Annotated in this window: 21 protein-coding genes; 14 read left to right on the forward strand and 7 right to left on the reverse strand. The window is 66.8% G+C overall.

Annotation, left to right across the window (positions count from 1 at the left end):
- The first annotated feature begins 5 nt into the window (after positions 1-5).
- The 10 genes from ABZ909_RS07840 (at position 6) to ABZ909_RS07885 (ending at position 7,426) form a co-directional block, all read left to right on the forward strand.
- Positions 6-830 carry a hypothetical protein gene (locus ABZ909_RS07840; protein WP_356996945.1) on the forward strand — a complete coding sequence of 275 codons (825 nt, stop codon included), beginning with the start codon at positions 6-8 and terminating at the stop codon, positions 828-830.
- A complete protein-coding gene (locus tag ABZ909_RS07845) occupies positions 830-1,690 on the forward strand; it encodes a hypothetical protein (protein ID WP_356996946.1) in 861 nt (286 codons plus the stop codon). The genes ABZ909_RS07840 and ABZ909_RS07845 overlap by 1 nt, the downstream gene beginning before the upstream one ends.
- A gap of 29 nt (positions 1,691-1,719) precedes the next feature.
- Entirely contained in the window at positions 1,720-2,085 is a 366-nt protein-coding gene (locus ABZ909_RS07850) for a hypothetical protein (RefSeq protein WP_356996947.1), read from the forward strand.
- On the forward strand, positions 2,082-2,960 hold the full coding sequence (locus ABZ909_RS07855; protein WP_356996948.1) for a GH25 family lysozyme: 879 nt from the start codon (positions 2,082-2,084) through the stop codon (positions 2,958-2,960). The genes ABZ909_RS07850 and ABZ909_RS07855 overlap by 4 nt, the downstream gene beginning before the upstream one ends.
- A complete protein-coding gene (locus ABZ909_RS07860) occupies positions 2,957-3,226 on the forward strand; it encodes a hypothetical protein (protein WP_356996949.1) in 270 nt (89 codons plus the stop codon). Before ABZ909_RS07855 ends, ABZ909_RS07860 begins: the two co-directional genes overlap by 4 nt.
- On the forward strand, positions 3,223-3,597 hold the full coding sequence (locus ABZ909_RS07865; protein ID WP_356996950.1) for a hypothetical protein: 375 nt from the start codon (positions 3,223-3,225) through the stop codon (positions 3,595-3,597). The genes ABZ909_RS07860 and ABZ909_RS07865 overlap by 4 nt, the downstream gene beginning before the upstream one ends.
- Positions 3,598-3,610: 13 nt before the next feature.
- Positions 3,611-4,045 carry a hypothetical protein gene (locus ABZ909_RS07870; RefSeq protein WP_356996951.1) on the forward strand — a complete coding sequence of 145 codons (435 nt, stop codon included), beginning with the start codon at positions 3,611-3,613 and terminating at the stop codon, positions 4,043-4,045.
- 44 nt (positions 4,046-4,089) lie between these two features.
- Entirely contained in the window at positions 4,090-4,359 is a 270-nt protein-coding gene (locus ABZ909_RS07875; RefSeq protein ID WP_356996952.1) for a hypothetical protein, read from the forward strand.
- 113 nt (positions 4,360-4,472) lie between these two features.
- Complete coding sequence (locus tag ABZ909_RS07880) at positions 4,473-5,087, forward strand: hypothetical protein (RefSeq protein ID WP_356996953.1); 615 nt, start codon at positions 4,473-4,475, stop codon at positions 5,085-5,087.
- Positions 5,088-5,143: 56 nt separating this feature from the next.
- Positions 5,144-7,426, forward strand: a complete 2,283-nt coding sequence (locus tag ABZ909_RS07885; protein ID WP_356996954.1) for a hypothetical protein — start codon at positions 5,144-5,146, stop codon at positions 7,424-7,426.
- A gap of 183 nt (positions 7,427-7,609) precedes the next feature.
- On the opposite strand, the gene ABZ909_RS07890 is transcribed toward ABZ909_RS07885, so the two are convergent.
- Positions 7,610-8,077 (reverse strand): DUF732 domain-containing protein, encoded by a 468-nt coding sequence (locus tag ABZ909_RS07890; protein ID WP_356996955.1) that lies wholly within the window; start codon positions 8,075-8,077, stop codon positions 7,610-7,612.
- Between the two features lie 382 nt (positions 8,078-8,459).
- Positions 8,460-8,927, reverse strand: coding sequence for a hypothetical protein (locus tag ABZ909_RS07895; protein WP_356996956.1), 468 nt, complete (start codon positions 8,925-8,927; stop codon positions 8,460-8,462).
- Between the two features lie 227 nt (positions 8,928-9,154).
- On the opposite strand from ABZ909_RS07895, the gene ABZ909_RS07900 reads away from it, so the two are divergent.
- The 3 genes from ABZ909_RS07900 to ABZ909_RS07910 are packed head-to-tail and all read left to right on the forward strand — an operon-like array spanning position 9,155 to position 10,831.
- On the forward strand, positions 9,155-9,493 hold the full coding sequence (locus ABZ909_RS07900) for a hypothetical protein (RefSeq protein WP_356996957.1): 339 nt from the start codon (positions 9,155-9,157) through the stop codon (positions 9,491-9,493).
- Entirely contained in the window at positions 9,465-9,989 is a 525-nt protein-coding gene (locus ABZ909_RS07905) for a DUF6879 family protein (protein ID WP_356996958.1), read from the forward strand. Before ABZ909_RS07900 ends, ABZ909_RS07905 begins: the two co-directional genes overlap by 29 nt.
- Positions 9,986-10,831 (forward strand): helix-turn-helix transcriptional regulator, encoded by an 846-nt coding sequence (locus ABZ909_RS07910; RefSeq protein WP_356996959.1) that lies wholly within the window; start codon positions 9,986-9,988, stop codon positions 10,829-10,831. The genes ABZ909_RS07905 and ABZ909_RS07910 overlap by 4 nt, the downstream gene beginning before the upstream one ends.
- Here the strand turns inward: ABZ909_RS07910 and ABZ909_RS07915 are convergent.
- The 4 genes from ABZ909_RS07915 to ABZ909_RS07930 all read right to left on the reverse strand — a co-directional run bounded on the left by ABZ909_RS07915 (position 10,825) and on the right by ABZ909_RS07930 (position 14,100).
- Entirely contained in the window at positions 10,825-11,055 is a 231-nt protein-coding gene (locus ABZ909_RS07915) for a hypothetical protein (RefSeq protein ID WP_356996960.1), read from the reverse strand. The genes ABZ909_RS07910 and ABZ909_RS07915 overlap by 7 nt on opposite strands.
- An 81-nt stretch (positions 11,056-11,136) precedes the next feature.
- Positions 11,137-11,346: a hypothetical protein gene (locus tag ABZ909_RS07920; RefSeq protein WP_356996961.1), complete on the reverse strand. Its 210-nt coding sequence runs from the start codon at positions 11,344-11,346 to the stop codon at positions 11,137-11,139.
- 992 nt (positions 11,347-12,338) lie between these two features.
- Positions 12,339-13,103 (reverse strand): CPBP family intramembrane glutamic endopeptidase, encoded by a 765-nt coding sequence (locus ABZ909_RS07925; protein WP_356996962.1) that lies wholly within the window; start codon positions 13,101-13,103, stop codon positions 12,339-12,341.
- Positions 13,104-13,149: 46 nt separating this feature from the next.
- Positions 13,150-14,100 (reverse strand): pseudouridine synthase, encoded by a 951-nt coding sequence (locus tag ABZ909_RS07930; RefSeq protein WP_356996963.1) that lies wholly within the window; start codon positions 14,098-14,100, stop codon positions 13,150-13,152.
- Between the two features lie 79 nt (positions 14,101-14,179).
- Between ABZ909_RS07930 and ABZ909_RS07935 the strand changes: the two genes are divergently transcribed.
- Positions 14,180-15,052, forward strand: coding sequence for a DUF4190 domain-containing protein (locus ABZ909_RS07935; protein WP_356996964.1), 873 nt, complete (start codon positions 14,180-14,182; stop codon positions 15,050-15,052).
- 285 nt (positions 15,053-15,337) lie between these two features.
- Here ABZ909_RS07935 and ABZ909_RS07940 read toward each other — a convergent pair whose 3' ends face one another.
- A complete protein-coding gene (locus tag ABZ909_RS07940; protein ID WP_356996965.1) occupies positions 15,338-15,802 on the reverse strand; it encodes a hypothetical protein in 465 nt (154 codons plus the stop codon).
- Positions 15,803-15,873: the final 71 nt, after the last annotated feature.

Here is a 15,873-nt window from a genome sequence, read left to right on the forward strand (position 1 = left end):
CCGGCGTGCTGACGATCATGATCACCCCGCTCGGTGGCGCATCGAACCTGCCCTTGGGCCTCAACGGCCAGCCAGGACCGGCCCCGCAGCTGACATGCAGCGTGACAACGCTGGCGGCCGGATCCGCGCCGACGGCCACGCTCGTCGAGACTGACCCGGGTGCGCCGGGCGTCCCGTCGGCCTACCTCCTCACGCTGGGGCTGCCCCTCGGTAACCCAGGCGTGGCGGGCGCGGCGGGCAGCATCCTCAACAGCTCGTCGTTCTCGAATTCGCCCGCGAATGGTCAAGTGCCGGTATACAACTCGGCATCGCAGCTGTGCGCCTGGGCGACGCTGTATCCGCCGATCCCGCTGTATGTGGTGCCCGGGACGAACTTCACGCCGCTGTCGATGACGAGCGCGCAGTCCAGCGGCATCATCTGCGACTTCACCATTCCCGCACAGACTTTCCGCTACCGCCCGCGCGTCAACGGCGATTTGGAGGTGGTCGGCGCGTCCGGGATGCGCATCGACGCACAGGTGATGATGGGCCTGGCGACCAGCACGGATGCGACGATCGCCGCGTCCGGCACGCAGGTCGCCTACGGCCGCGGCCCCGACCCCTCTGTGTCAGGAACATCGAATCCGGTGCACCTCGGCATCAGTCCGCTCTACGGGGTGGCCATGGCCCCGACCGACACGAGCCCGGCCGTCACGGTGACCCCGACCGGATCGCCTGCGCAGACTCCGGCGATGAAGCTCGTGCTTTCGGCCGTCCGCCAGTACGGCTCGGCGGCGTGGACCACGAGCCAGACTCTCGGCGAGCTGCGCATCTACCTGGACGCCGTCTAATGCCCACACCGGAGTTCGTTTCGGGCGCGGGGTCGACCCTGCGCGATCTGGGCCTCGGCCATGTCCTCGAAGCCGTGACCGGTGTCCCCATGGATGCGCTGGGCTCGGACATCGCGCCGGCCGCCGGACTGCAGGCATGGTCGGCGAACCTGGAAAACCAGACGGCGACCGCGAACGCGGGCGTCGCGACCGTATCCGACGTCGCCACCGCCAATTCGGCAGCGATCGCGCACCTGACGGCCACGACCACCAGCACCGGTGCCACCGTCTCCGACCAGTTCGCGAGCGCGGGCGCCCTCAGCGGCTATAGCAACTGGAACCTTGGCGGCAGCAGTCTCGGCGCTGGTGTTCAGCTGTCGGTGAATCCCGCTGGCAGTTGTGGCATCGGCGGCTCACCTACCGGCACCAGCACCGGTGCCTTGTACGCGCTGAGCACGACCGCGATGACGACCGACAACCACACGGTGACGCTGGTGTGTGCGGCCACCGGCAATATCGCCGCCTACACGAGCGCCATCCTGCGCGCCGCGCCCGACATGTCGAGTTTCGTCTATCTGAACGTGTTTCAGAACGTTGCCCAGCTCGGGCGCGGCTCGTTCACCGGCGGCGCATGGACATTCACCCTCTGGAAGTTCGCCACGCTCTCGCAGGCGCAGGCGCAGACGATTGCGGTGAAGGCGTCGGGGACCACATACACCGTCTCCGTCGGCGGCGCGGAGCTGATGACCTACACCGATTCCGCCGGTACCGCCGCGACCGGAACCGGCCATCGCAGTGTGGGTTTCGCGGTCCAGGCCGAGTGGTCTTTCGCCTACTCCTATGGCTGGCCGCTGGCGAGCTTCACTGCCGTCGACTCCTGATCGGCGGATGAAAATGAAAGGGACACATCATGTCTGAACTGACTGATCTGGAGCAGCAGATGTTTACTGCCGTCCAGGACGCGCTGGACCAGTGGGCGCCGGAGCTGCATCTGTCGGTCGCGCCTGTCGAACCGGCGGTCGAGGCTCTGGCGAACGCTATCGTGACCAGCGCCGAGGACGCCCTGCAGTCGGGCGTGATCACCAAGGGCGCGGCCGATATCGGCACCACCCTCGGCGGTGCGGCGGGCGCTGCGCTGGGTACCGCGATCGGCGGCCCGGTCGGAACCGGCCTCGGCGGCACGGCGGGTGCGGCGCTGGGCACCCTCATCGGCAACACCCTCGGCGGCGCGTTCACCGCGATCGCCGAGCAGGCCCTCGCCGCGGCGACCCAGTGACGCTCTACGGCATCGATATCAGCAACAACAACGGGGCTGATATCGACATGAACGAGGTCAAGGCCGAGGGCTTCGACTTCGTGCTCGCGAAGGTGTCCGAGGGCGACTACTTCATCGACGAGACGTGGCCGATCTACCGCGACGCCGCCCGCGCGGCCGGTCTCGCCCTGGCCGGATACCACTATGTCCGCCGCGACTGCGACATCGACGCACAGGCTGACCTTTTCGTCCGCCACCTCGACGGCGCGGCGGCCATGCTCGACTTCGAATCCGACTCCGGTGGCATCGATACCTTCTGGGCCCTGGTGCGCGCGATCAACGCCCGCGGCGTCAAGGTCGCGCTGTCGTACGTGCCGCGCTGGTATTGGCAGGACATCGGGTGCCCGGACCTGTCCCAGGTGCCGGGCCTGATCCAGTCCGCCTATGTGACCAGCTCCGGCGCCGCGGCTTCGGCCATGTACCCCGGCGACGATTCGCCGTTCTGGGCCGCTTTCGGCGGCAAGAGCGTCGACATCCTCCAGTTCACCGACACCGCGCTGGTCGCCGGTCACACGGTGGACGCCAACGCATTCCGCGGCACACGCGCGGAACTCGACGAGCTTCTCGCCGTCCCCATCCCTCCAACAAATCCGGGAGTTCTCATGGCATTGACCGATGCTCAGCAGACCGACCTGTATCAGAAGGTCTGCGATATCTGGGACCAGACCCGCGGGCCCGGCGGGGCGGGCTGGCCGCAGCTCGGCACGAATGCCGCTGGCCAGAATCTGACCCCGGTCGACGGCGAGGCTGAGCTGATCACTGAGGCCGGTGTCGTCCTGTCCATGGTGCGCCAGATCGCGGCCGACGTTGCGGAGCTGAAGGGGCAGAAGTCGTGAAATCGGTAACCAGTTGGGCGCAGTCGCAGCCCGCGCGCCTGTATTTCTATCCGGCCGTCGTGGCGATCGTCGCCTATCTCGTCAGCCGGGGAATCCTGGATTCCGATACCGCCGACTGGATCACTGGCATCGTCGCGGCCGGGGTCGGCATCGGCGCCACCGAAACCGTGCACGCCTCTGTGTTCTCGCCCGCGACCGTGACGGCGCTGCTTGCCAAGGCCGCTGCCGCGCAGGTCGACAAGCCAACCGCGACGGGAGGCCAGTGATTCTGCCTCATTTCGCCGAGATCGCCAGTGGCATCGGCGGCACCGGCGTCGGCGGCCTGATCATAGGCGCGTTCGGGCACCGCAAGGCCAAGGCCGACGCCGCCGCGGTCCTCACCGCGACCGCGATGAGCCTCGTGGAGCCGCTGAAGGAAGAAATCGGCGACCTCACAAAGCAACTCGGCACTGTGCGCGGCGAACTCGGCACCGTGCGCGCCGAGCTGAGCGCGCACAAGGGGGCCACCGAGCGGCGCGAAGCGGCGCGCCAACAGGCGCTGTCCGCTCACACCGAATGGGACACCCAGATGGCCGACCGCCTGCGCGCCGCCGGCGTCGATGTCCCCGAGCCGCCGCCGCTGGACGTGGCCTCATGAGGTCCGGCAAGCCGTGACCGAAATCGCGGTGGTCCGTGACGTCTTCGACGCGCTCGGCCGCATGACCGTGTCGACGCCGAGATTCATCGACGATTCCCAGCTCGCCGAATTCGCGCTGTACGGGTGGCGGACGCTGTTCGGAGTTCCGGTCGCGCCGCTCACCGAGGGCCAGATTCCGACGATCACTATGTCGCCCACCGACATTCGGCCCTGGGGTCTGAACTGGGGCCCCTGGCTCAACGGGGATTCGATCGCCACATCGCTGTGGCTGCCCGGCAACTCGTCGCTGATCCTGGCGAACCCGTCGAAATACCCGACGACCACAAACGTGTGGTTGAGCATCGCTCCCGGCGTCACCAGCCTGACGTGCCTGCTCACCAATCGCATCACCACCAGCGGCGGCCGCGAAGACGACCAATCGGTCACTGTCATCGTCGCGCAGCGCTGAATTCCGTTGTAAAACACCATGAAACAGGAGAAGAGGAGAATCTTATGGCAGTCAGCACGTTCAACGCTTCCGGAGTTGCGCAGTCGGTCACATCGTCCGCAAATGCGGATGGCAGCCAGATCTATTCGGCGACCATTCCGGGACTCGCAGTGACTTGGGTAGACGCCGCGGGCAACATCTATCACTGCACGGCAACCGTGCAGGTGACGATCGACGCGCCGTCGGGCACGCCCGAACCGGGCCCCGGAAATATGTTCCGATTCGACCAAAATGGCGGTTACAACGTGCACATCACCGGCGCGGACTGGGGATAAACCCGCACGCCGACTGCCATTGATGGCCCCGACGCGCCGAACCGAACACTTCACCATCCATCAAACCCACCGGAACGCCGGTGGGTTTTTTCGTTGCACCACAAGGAGATTCCATGTCCACGCTTTTCACTCCGCGCCACTCCTGGCTGCACCTCGGCGACCGTCACATTGAAGCCGCCCGGTGGGACGGGACGATCAAGGTCGCGAAGTTCAATCCCGAGACCGTGCGCCAGGTCCAGCACGACCTCAACAATGGCGTCGAGCCGATCTGGGAGGACTTCGTACGCCACGAAGTGCAGCCCGACAGCTGGACCGACGAGCACCACAACCAGCTCGTCACGGTCGGACTCAACCTCCTCACGCAGCTTTTCGAGGGTGCCGGCGGAAATGCGTTCAATCACAGCAACGCCATCGTCGGCGTCGGAAGCTCGTCGACCGCATGGACCGCCGCTGACGTCCACCTCGGCGGCGACGGCTCGTCGGCCTCGGCCTACTACCAGCAGGCGGACACGGGCTACCCCACCCAGTCCAACGGCGTGATCACCTGCTATTGCACGTTCGGTTCCGGCAACGCCAATTTCGCGTGGAACGAGTGGTGCTTGGCCGACGGGACGAGCATCACCGGCGGCTCGACCCTGTCCACTGTCGCGACCGGTGTGGTGATGATCAACCACAAGATCGCCAGCCTCGGGACCAAGAGCTCGGGTGCGTCCTGGACAGCACACTGAGTCCTGATTGTCCTCTCGCACAACAGATTTCGGCGACAGGTTGAGGTGGTGGCCATATGACGATCGCGCTGCGTGGTACCGCAACGACGGGCACATCTACGGCCACCGCCCCCACCGGATCTACCACCGGCGATCTGCTCGTCGTCGTTGCCATCGCGCCGAGCGCGACGACGATCACTGTCCCGACCGGCTGGACTTCCGCACTCAACCAGACGGCCAGCACGTCGTTCGCGAACATGCGACTGGTGGTGGCGACCGCGCCGTGGTCGTCGGGTCTGGCGATGGGATTCTCGGGCGCGAGCCTGCTCACCTGCACCGCCTACAGCGGCGCGAACACGAGCAGCGCGTTCCAGGTCACCAACTACACGCTCGGCGGAAACGGCCCCACCACCATTGTCACACCGTCGGTATCCGACACGACCACGGGCGGATGGCGGCTGTGCGCCTGGGGCGCGGCCAGCGGCCTGTCATCACTCTCGGCCTGGTCCACGTTCTCGCCCGCCGACACCATCCATGGCGCGACGAACACCAGCGGTTACACGATCGCGCTCACCGACTCCAACACCGCCATCTCCACGGGATCGACCTCGGTCACCGGCACCATCCCGGACGGCACCTACTACGCATCCGACGCCGCGATCGCGTTCATCGGCGTCCTGGTGCCGGTCTCGGGCACCCCGGTATCCGACTCCGACACCGGTTCGGGCACCGATAGCGCCAGCGCTGCCCCGGCCGCACCGGACACCGACACCGGGGCAGGCACCGAGACCCAGACCGTCGCCGAGAAGCTGCCGACCGGCGACGCCGGCAGCGGTGCGGAGGGCCAGACGGCGAGTGTGGCCGCAGCCGACACCGGCGCTGGCGCGGACGGCCTGACCGTCGCAGCGCAGGCACCGCCCATCGCGGACACCGGCGCGGGCACCGACACCGAGGCCGTACGCCAGGCATTGGCCGACATCGGCGGCACCGCTGGCGCGGAGAGCTACGGCACGGTGGTCACCCCGGCCACTGACACCGGTTCGGGTGCTGAGGCTTCCGCCATCGTCGCGACCGTCCCGACCGCGGAGACCGGAAGCGGCACGGAGGGCCAGACGGTCCGCGTGCCCAGCGGTGACACCGGCAGCGGCGCGGACACCACACCCCAGAGCACCGTCGCGGACACCGACACTGGCAGCGGCGCTGATGTGCAGGTCATAAGTCAGGCACTGGCCGACACCGGCGGCACCGGCGGCGCGGAGAGCTACGGCACCGTAGTCACGCCAGCGGCTGACACCGGGTCGGGCGCGGAAGCGACCACAACCATCGTCGCCAGCGTCCCAGGCTCTGATACCGGCAGCGGTACCGAGGCCCAAGCGGTCCGCGTGCCCAGCGGCGACACCGGCAGCGGCGCGGATACCCAGGTATGGGGGCCGTCCTCCGCTGATACGGGCAGCGCAGTGGAAAGCGCCAGCACGACCGCGGCCGTCACCGCAGCCGAGACCGGCAGCGGCACGGACACGCAAACCCTCACTGTCCCATCGGGCGGTGACACCGGCAGCGCCGCTGAATCGGCAGTCGGGGCCGCACAGATCGCCATGCCGGACACCGGCACCGGCACCGACACCGCCGCGCAGGCCCAGAGCCAGGCGACAGACACCGGCAGCGGCGCGGAGTCGGCCACGATCACCACCCCCGCGGCCGACACCGGTAGCGCCACCGATGCGCAGGCCGTGCGCGCGGCAGCTGCCGATACGGGCACCGGTGCGGAGGCGACCACGATCACCACCGCGACCGCCGACACTGGCAGCGGAGCGGAATCGGCAGTCGGGGCTGCGCAGGTCTCAGCCCCCGACACCGGCGCGGGTACGGAAGGCCAGAGCATCGGCGCGCTGGCGGCCGAGACCGGATCGGGCGCGGAATCGGTCACGATGGCCGAGCGCCAGCCAGCCCCCGACACCGGCGCGGGTACGGACGCGGCGCTGGCCGCCGTGTCGCTGGCCGACGCAGGTACTGGCGCCGACACCCAGATGTCGGGCCCGGCCGCCAGCGACACCGGCACCGCGGCGGAGTCGGCGACGACGACCGCCAAGACGCCGGCCACCGACACCGGTGGTGGTTCGGAGGGCCAGGCCGTCGCCGCGCGGGGTACGGATACCGGCAGCGGGCTCGACGCGGTAATCGCCGCACTCCAAGTCCCGGCCTCCGACACGGGCACCGCCGCCGATGCAGGCGCCCCCGTCGTCGGTGCTGCCGACACCGGGACCGGGCTCGAAACCGCCATGAGCGAGCTTGTCGGCATCACGGTCGTGCCGGACATGCTGGTTTACGTCGTGCCGCCTGCCTATCGCGCCCCGGCCTGAGGGGAGGCGAAAATGTGGCTCCTGCAAATGATCCTGGCCTTCTACATGCTCAGCACGCACGCTGGCAGCGCGTGAGGCAGAACCAACGCACGTCGCGATAGAGAACAAAACAGCCGCCCCCATTCCGAGGGGCGGCTGTTTTGCGTTGTGGCAGTGTGGAATCGAGTCACACTGGGAGGCGCGTCAGTGCGTCGGGTCGCTGATCTTCGCCTGGAACTGCGGGCAGTAGACCTGGATCGCGTCATAGACGATCGCCTGTGACTGCTGGGTTGTGAACCTGGGCACCGGATAAGGATGCTGCACGGTCGTGGTCTTGTCTTCGCTCAGTCCCTCGACTTCGCCGAGGACCTGGTTGAGAGACATGGGCTTGTCCAAGTCCTTGCACACGGCTTGTCCCAGTTTCAGGATGTTGGAGAACATGCCGTGAGGCACATTGTCGCGGTCGAGGGCCATGAGGTACTGGGTGTCTTGAGAGGCCGAGTCATCGTGCGAACTGCCACAGCTGCTGAATGCGAAGATCAGCACGGCGACAACCACCCCGAGCGCGAGGAATCCGACGACCGGGTTGCCCTTCTTCTTCTTTTCGGGCGCAACCGGTTCCGGCGCGGCAGGTGTCACCGGTGCCATCTGCATCGTCATGGCCTCGTGCATGCTGGGCACCCCGGGCCCATTACCGCCGAACCGGGCCCTGAAGTCTGCGGTGGACGACCCGTGCGGCTGGTCGGGCGGCGCGGTGGGGAACTCCTGGCCGAGTCCAGAGTCGCCGGGGCCGTGGTGCGTCATGCTGTCCCTCTCGTTGGTGGAGCCGGGTACGAACACTGCTGCTGAGATATCACGGAATATCGCTGATTATTAGCTGTCTCGGTCGTGTTGGCACGCGTTGTCGGCGTGTCTGGCACGGACATAGAAAGGCCCCCGGTGCAAGGTGGGACTCCAGTAGGTTTGCGGCGCAACTGAAGACACCGGCCGGGGGCCTTCGCGATGTTCAACGGCAACCCGAGTGGGCTATCCCTGGTTGCCAAGTTCAGCGGTCCTAGACCACCTCCTCCCGAGGCTCCCGAGCACCGGAATGGTCTGTGGATTCCTGCGCCAGCGCTTCGTCCAACTCGTAGCGCGGGACGCGGGTACGCCAGTGGTGACACTGGGCCGGGTCTACCGTCTGGAGTTCCGCGAATGCCGTTACGCGCCTGGGATTTCCGCCCACGTGTGCCAAGGTGGGAGTGATCACTACAGCGCAATCGACTTGGCGGAGAAGCCGGTACAGCATTCCCATTCGATCCTGGTGCGAGTTGTCCACCGTGAGTACCCGCGAGACCCGCAGGCCCAACGTGTGGGCGCGCTGCCGAGCGTAGAACTCGGCCCAGTCCAGATCCGCTTTTGTGGTCAGCAGTGGACGGAAGATGTAGATCACGGCCTTGTCCGGCTGCGCGAGGGCCTTTGCCTGCTCCAGCGCTTCCACTAGCAGGTCCGGGTAGTCGTCTGGTTCCGGTGCGTCTGTCACGGTCCGCCCCTGGTCGTCGTCTCGTCGTCTGGGCGGCGGCTCGGGACCGGGACGACGATCACCGGCCCCGAGTGCCTACCAGGACGGTAGAAATCGAGCACGGTCCGCGGCGAGGAGTTTGCAAGAATTTGGAAGAACTACCCAATCTCCGACCAAGTTCTTGCACACGGCGGATGATGGGGAATGCGTGGGAACACTGCGCATTCCACAACTGAGGGGGCCGAATCATGCGGCTGACATTCCTTGGCAAGGGCGGGTCCGGCGATCGTGATTGCCCGACGCTGTACGCCACCGATCACGACAGTTTCCTCGTCCAGGGCTGGAAGACCGACCGACCCGACACCATCGAAATCCCGCACCTACTACCAGGTTTCGCGGACCCGGATACGTTCATCGGTGCGACCATGACCGACACTGGGCGCGGCACGTTCACGGTGTCGGGCCGACCGATCACCGACACCGAGACACTCGGTCAACTCACCTTGGCGACCGACGAGACCGCGGTCGAGGTGCCGAAACTGGAGAGGACGTTCTACGGTGCTGATAGTCCACGGACCCGCCGGTGACGACCTGTTCCGTGAGGCGCAGCGCGAGGCGTTTCACCTCGAGGTGCGCGACTCGTACGCGGTCGCATCGGAATCCGAAGGGCTGAGGCGATTTCTTGCGGGTGAGCCCGAATCGACCGATTACGACCGGCGACCGTGGGCGCAGTTCATGCGGGAGACGACCGGGCGCGGTGTCGCGGTACGGAGGGTGCGGGTCGTGACCGTCCCGCATTCGGACTATCAGCGGTGGCTGTTGTCGATCACAGGCAGCAATGTCGCTGCCGGCGAAGACATCCGGTACGTCCCGAGGCACCTTGCCGGGGACGTCCCGCCGGATGACTGGTGGCTGTTCGACGGCCAGCTCGTCGCCTACAACGTGGTCGACGCCGACGGCCGGCCCGCCGGAATGGCGGTCACCAGCGACCCGCAGATCGCACAGTACTGCCGCGGCGTGCGGGATCGGCTCTGGTCCATCGCGACGCCGTACGCCGATTACGTCAGCACCGTCCCCAGGTGACGAACGCTGCCCAGGACGCTCGGGAAGCCCTCGGCCAGCGCTTGCGTGAGATCAGGCGCAGGGCAGGCCTTTCCGGGCGTCAGCTCGCCACACTGGCGGGCTGGCACGAGTCCAAGGTGTCCAAGCTCGAATACGGCAAATTGCGCGTGTCCGACGCCGATGCGCGCGCCTACTGCACACACGCCCTCGCCGAGGACCAGCTCGACGACCTGCTTGCCACGCTCCACAACATCGACGCCGCATACATGGAAATGCGACGCTTGCTCAGCGTCGGTACCGGACGCAGCCAAGATGTATTGGTCCGGCTCGCCGAACGGACCAGACTCACCCGCATCTATCAAAACGTGCTGATCCCAGGCATATTGCAGACACCCGAGTACGCACGCGCAATCCTGGAACGGTCCATCGCCCGGCACGGATTGACCGACGACATCGACGCCGGCGTCACCAAACGTATGGAGCGTCAGCAGTTCCTCTACCGCGGCGACCGGCTGTTTCATATCGTGCTGGCCGAGCAGGCCCTATTGACCACCATCGGTGGCGACTCAGTGATGATCGGACAACTCGATCGGCTGCTCGTTGCGATCGGACTGCCTCGGGTCACGGTCGGAATCGTCCCGGCAACCGCTGAGATTCCGCAGCAAACAACGAATTTCGTCATGTTCGACGACCGCATGACCACCGTCGAGACCATCACGGCCGAGCTGACGATCACCCAGCCACGCGAGATCGCAGTGTATGGACGAACATTCGACATGCTCGCCGAGCTCTCGACCACCGGTGACGCAGCACGTGCGCTCATTCTGGCCGCAGCCGAACGCCGCCGCGCCGTCGTTCAGTAGCGGTCGTCCGGTTCCTCGTCGTACTCGACCTCACGCATCGCATCGGCGAGGCTGCGCAGCCGGGCCAGAACAACGCTCGGCTCGGCCCCGGTCCGATACACGCCGTCGCACACCGCGACGACACCGCCGAGCATTGGCAGTGTGAGAAGAGCGAGCACCTCGTCCGCCCCGGCGTCGGGTCGACCCGGAAACGTACCGGTAGTCACATTTTGGCCAGATTTCATCAATTCATTGGATCCGATGGCATGATGGTGCCCCTGGAGATGCTGTCGCCAAACGTTCTCTCCAGGGGCGCCGATGTACCCTTACGCGGTCGCTTCGCCTTCGTTGATCAACCGCCGCCGATAGGCGACCTCGCCTTTCCGTCCGATGCAGGGCGGGAAGGCACGGTAGATCTCATGGAAGGAGACGAAGCCGTACTGATCGACGTAGTCGCCGTCCTCCGGAACCCTCTGGCCGGTCTTCCAGGTGCCGTTGGGACCCTTGGGGTAGTGACGAAGGGAATTATTTTTCATGGCTGATGGCCAATCTGTTGTGGATTTGCGCAGCCGTCGACGCGAGTCCGCTGCGCAGCTTGACGATGATCTGCGTTGCCACGCGTGTGGAAGCGCGTGGTTCGTCCTCGACGGGAGGGGCGCGGGGTTGGATCAGGACGCTGGCGCCGTAACGCTCAGTCACACGGGACGGGTTACCGGCTACTGCGGGGTCCCGCGGTGCATGGAGTGCGGCGCGGCCGCGAGCGTCTGATCGTCCCCTAGACGGGGGCGCCGGTGGAGGCACCGGGGTAGTGGGGGAGGGCCATGGGGGTCGTGTCGCGTCCTTCCGAACTCGATGATTGCTGGGTTGGCGTGGTGTGTCCCAAGACGCTACACCTAGTGGCCGACAGATTCATACAACACGACATGTTGTGACTCACAAGCGTGGAATTCAGTTGCCGAAAGCACGCCGAAGGTCCATGCCCCTCCGCTGTGAAATGTGGCGAATGCCACGCTGTGGATTTCGTGCGGCACCTCGATGGCCGCACCTGTGCATAAGCGAAAAAGCCGACCGCGGTTCCGCGGTCGGCTTTTGCTTCGGGGGGCCCTGAATAAGTCACCACACTCAACCCAACGCCCCAGGCACCGGCCAGTCTCGTCTCGAACCATTGGCATGTCAACTTTGAAACAGACTCGCAGGTCGTTGCCGTGTCGAACTGTGGATGCCAACCACCGACCCTGTGGACTACCTGTGCATAACATCTGGTGGTCCTCTGTCCAAATATGGCGCGGGGGATCTGAGCCTATGGGTCCGGCATGGACGCGCCGTGCCGTGAACTCGTTCTGCACGGGCCGGGCCCAGGTGCGCCAGTAAGCTACAGTCCAAGCTACAGCGGAAATGGTGCGGACCAACTGATCTGAATGAATGCGCTAGTAATAGTGCTATTTCTTAGATCACTGGCGCTGGATTGGCTGCAAACCCTCTGTTCCCAGGTCAGTCGGCCCCTCTGCGTTCGCGCGCCCGGCCGCGGTCAGTGCGCCGTCACGTGCCAGACCACGGCCGCGGCCAGCGCGCCCGCACCGTTCACCGCCCAGTGCAGGGCGATGGGCGCGAGCAGGCTGCCGCTGCGCCGCCGCAGCCAGGTGAAGACCACGCCCGCCCCGGCGGTCGCGAGGACCGCGAGTCCGATGCCGAGGAGCTGTCCGGCCGGGCCGCTGCCGAGGAATCCGGTCAATCCCTTGTTCCCGCTGGTCAATCCCAGTGACGAGGCAATGTGCCAGAGCCCGAACAGCATTGATCCCGCCGCGAACACTCCGCGCGCCCCGGCGACCCGGTCCAGGGTGCCGTGCAGCACGCCGCGGAAGGCGAGCTCCTCCGGTATCGCGGTCTGCAGTGGGATCACGATCATGGACGCGATGAGCGCGCCCGAGACCGCGGCGTAGCGGTCGTTGAGGAAGAAGGGCCGGGTGATCGGCAGTGCCGCGCCGATGGCCACGGCCGCGAGCACCACGCCCACCGCCGCGAGTGCCCACAGCGACCCGCGCCGCCACTGTCGCGGCGACAGGCCGAGGTCCTCCCAGCCCAGCCCGCGGCGGCGCACCAGGGCAACGAGCACCAATGCGGCAATCGGAACCGTGAAGATGCTGGCCCACCGATTGGTGAAGTGCGCGATGAGATTCGTGCAGATCAGGACGACAACAACGACGGCCACATCCACGTAGGCGTGCAGCTTGTGGCCGGGCGGCGGGGGCGGGCCAGGGAGTACAGCGACCACACCGTTATCGTTTGGAGACATCCCGGCCAGTGTACGAGCGGATTCTTGCCATGGCCTTCGATTGTGCTCAACCCCGCACCGGCGCTCGTCCGCTCGCCCAGCCCTCGGGATCGTCCCAGGCCTGTAGCGTGCGCGTGGTGTCGAAGCGGCGCGGCTCCCGGGTGATCGGATCGGTGAATTCCAGTGCCGAGGCCAGTAGTTGCAGCGGCCGGGTGTAGTCGTCGACCGGTTTGTCGGTGAGTTCGGGATAGAAGTCGTCACCGAGGATCGGGATCCCGAGGCTGTTCATGTGCAGCCGGATCTGATGTGTCCGCCCGGTCCGCGGCCGGAGCCGGTAGCGCCCCAATCCGTCCCGCTGCTCGGCCAATTCGACGAGGGTCTCCGCATTCGGTTCACCCGCGGTCTCGTAGGCGCGCAGCACCTGCCGCTCCTTGACGATCCGGCTGATGATCGTGCGCGGCAGTGCGAGCTCCGGGTCGACGCGCGCGACGGCCTCGTACTCCTTGTGCACCAGCCGCTCGTGGAACATGGTCTGATACGCCCCGCGCACCGCCGGATTCACGATGAACAGCACCAGCCCGGCGGTGACCCGGTCGAGCCGGTGCGCGGGCACCAGTTCGGGCAGGTCCAGGTCGCGGCGCAGTTTCACCAGGGCGGTCTGCAGAATGTGCTGCCCGCGCGGGATGGTCGAGAGGAAGTGCGGTTTGTCAGCGACGAGGATGTCGTCGTCGCGATAGACGATGCCGATCGGGAACGGAACCTCGGTCTCGTCCGGCAGATCTCGGTGGAACCACACCGCGCCGCCGGGCGCGTAGGGCGTGTCGAGGGTGATCGGGCCGTCCAGGTCCACGATGCCGCCGGTGGACAGCAGTTCGTCGATGCGTTCGGGGCGCACCCGGGGCAATCGCTCCACGAGGTGGTCGCGAATGGTCGCCCAGTCGCCGTCTTCGGGTAGCCGCAACCGGGCCGGGTCCAGCCCGTGCCGCTTCGGTAGCGGTGGTTGCTGCCTGCGTCTCACGTGCCAAACCCTAGTCCCCGAGTTTGCCCGGACCAGGGGGTACGGTTGGCCAACGCCCGGAATGTCCGGGGCGGAACGAGTGATCGGGGGTCTCGTGTACCCGAACGACCAACAGCCGCAAGGGTTACCGGGCCAGCCCGGTCAGCCGGACTACGGCCAGATTCCACAACCCCCGCAACCGGAATACGGCCAGCCGCAGCCGGGATACGCGCAGCCCGCCTACGGCCTGCCGGGTCAGTGGGATTACAGCCAGGGTGGTCAGCCCGGCTACCCGCCCGGGTACCAGCCGATGCCGCCCGGCTATCCGATGGCTCCGCCGCCTCCGCAGGGCACCAATGGCCTGGCCATCGCCGCCCTGATCCTCGGTCTGCTGGGCGCCTGTCTGCTCGCCGTCCCGTTCGGCATCATCGCGCTGACCCAGATCAAGCAGCGCAATCAGAACGGCAAGGGGCTGGCGATCGGCGGCCTGGTCGCGTCCGGCGTGTGGGCGCTGATCGTCGTGATCCTGTTCGCCGTGGGCGCGGTGAACGGCTCGGATACCTCGGCGTCGCAGGACAATACGACCCGAGCCTCGGCCCTGCCGGATTCGCCCACCTCCATCTCGGTCGACGAGGTGAAGGTCGGCGACTGCCTGCAGACCGTCGAGGAGAACAACCACATCCGCAAGGTGACCGTGCTGCCATGCGATTCCGCGCACGATGCCGAGGTGATCGCCCAGGTGCATCTGACCGGCTCCTGGCCGGGTTCGCTGGATGCCTCGTTCCAGCAGGCCAATGACGCCTGCCTGGATGAGATCGACAAGCAGCTGAGCAAGAGTTCGATGTACGACCAGCTGGAGACCTTCATTCTCTACCCGGCCAGCGAGACCCAGTGGAACAAGCTCAATGGCCGCGCGACATGCATGGTCCACGACGCGGGCGGCAAGAAGCTGACCGGAAAGGTGCCGCGCTGACCGACGGTATGGCCGTTCGGTAAAAGTTGGCCCTCCCGATCTTCTCGTCGGTGTTCGTGGGAGCGCCGGATGGAGGAAGGTGGGAGGCCACGAGCGCCCTCGACCCGCATCACGAGGCGGCGGTGGCGCGCGGTGTGCACGAACTGACCTGTGGCAGAACCGTTCTCGTGGTGGCGCATCGTCTCGCGACCATCGCGCACGCCGACACCGGTACCCGCGTAGCCGGACGGCCCCGGATTCCGCCGCGCGAGTCCGGGGCCGTCCGGGTGGGCGATTCTCGAATTGTCAGAGGCTGCAGGGCAGCATGGCGACGCTCGCGACGGTGCACTCGCCCTCGCGGGACAGCTTCCAGTCGCCGTCGACGAGCTTCCAGGTCAGCGGGAAGGTGAACGGATCGAAGCCGTCCACGGCCGTCTGCAGGGTGGCCGAGAGGGTGTCGCCGTTCTCGGCGACCGGGCCCAGGATGGTCCAGCGGAAGCTCGGCGGGGCGGCGTTCATGGCGGTGCCGATCTGGTCCAGCAGCGGCAGTCCGGCCTCGCCGGCCTCGAGCTCGGCGGCCCGGGTGGCGGCCGGGGCGCCGGTGTTGAGGGCGGTCTGCAGCTTGGCCTTCAGGTCGCCGGTGCTCGGGGCGGCGGCGCGCACGGGAGTGAAAGCCGGTGCGGCCGTGGCCGCGACCGCGCTGACGCCGGTCCCGGCCAGCAGGGCGGCGGTGGCGAGGGCGGCACCGAGGAGGCGCGAGGTAGGGGGCATCGTTTCCAGTCCAATCGTTTTCGTCTCGAGCGCTTCGCAAGCGCTGCCAAGCAATATAAGGTAAGGCTATG

The organism is Nocardia sp. NPDC046763, from assembly GCF_040645495.1.
GTDB lineage: Bacteria > Actinomycetota > Actinomycetes > Mycobacteriales > Mycobacteriaceae > Nocardia.

Excerpts from the sequence above, each read along its gene's own strand:
- ABZ909_RS07845 (WP_356996946.1), top strand. The coding sequence starts at position 830 with ATGCCCACACCGGAGTTCGTTTCGGGCGCGGGGTCGACCCTGCGCGAT.
- ABZ909_RS07850 (WP_356996947.1), top strand. The coding sequence starts at position 1,720 with ATGTCTGAACTGACTGATCTGGAGCAGCAGATGTTTACTGCCGTCCAG.
- ABZ909_RS07875 (WP_356996952.1), top strand. The coding sequence starts at position 4,090 with ATGGCAGTCAGCACGTTCAACGCTTCCGGAGTTGCGCAGTCGGTCACA.
- ABZ909_RS07880 (WP_356996953.1), top strand. The coding sequence starts at position 4,473 with ATGTCCACGCTTTTCACTCCGCGCCACTCCTGGCTGCACCTCGGCGAC.
- ABZ909_RS07885 (WP_356996954.1), top strand. The coding sequence starts at position 5,144 with ATGACGATCGCGCTGCGTGGTACCGCAACGACGGGCACATCTACGGCC.
- ABZ909_RS07890 (WP_356996955.1), bottom strand. The coding sequence starts at position 8,077 with ATGCACGAGGCCATGACGATGCAGATGGCACCGGTGACACCTGCCGCG.
- ABZ909_RS07900 (WP_356996957.1), top strand. The coding sequence starts at position 9,155 with ATGCGGCTGACATTCCTTGGCAAGGGCGGGTCCGGCGATCGTGATTGC.
- ABZ909_RS07915 (WP_356996960.1), bottom strand. The coding sequence starts at position 11,055 with ATGAAATCTGGCCAAAATGTGACTACCGGTACGTTTCCGGGTCGACCC.
- ABZ909_RS07920 (WP_356996961.1), bottom strand. The coding sequence starts at position 11,346 with ATGAAAAATAATTCCCTTCGTCACTACCCCAAGGGTCCCAACGGCACC.
- ABZ909_RS07925 (WP_356996962.1), bottom strand. The coding sequence starts at position 13,103 with ATGTCTCCAAACGATAACGGTGTGGTCGCTGTACTCCCTGGCCCGCCC.
- ABZ909_RS07940 (WP_356996965.1), bottom strand. The coding sequence starts at position 15,802 with ATGCCCCCTACCTCGCGCCTCCTCGGTGCCGCCCTCGCCACCGCCGCC.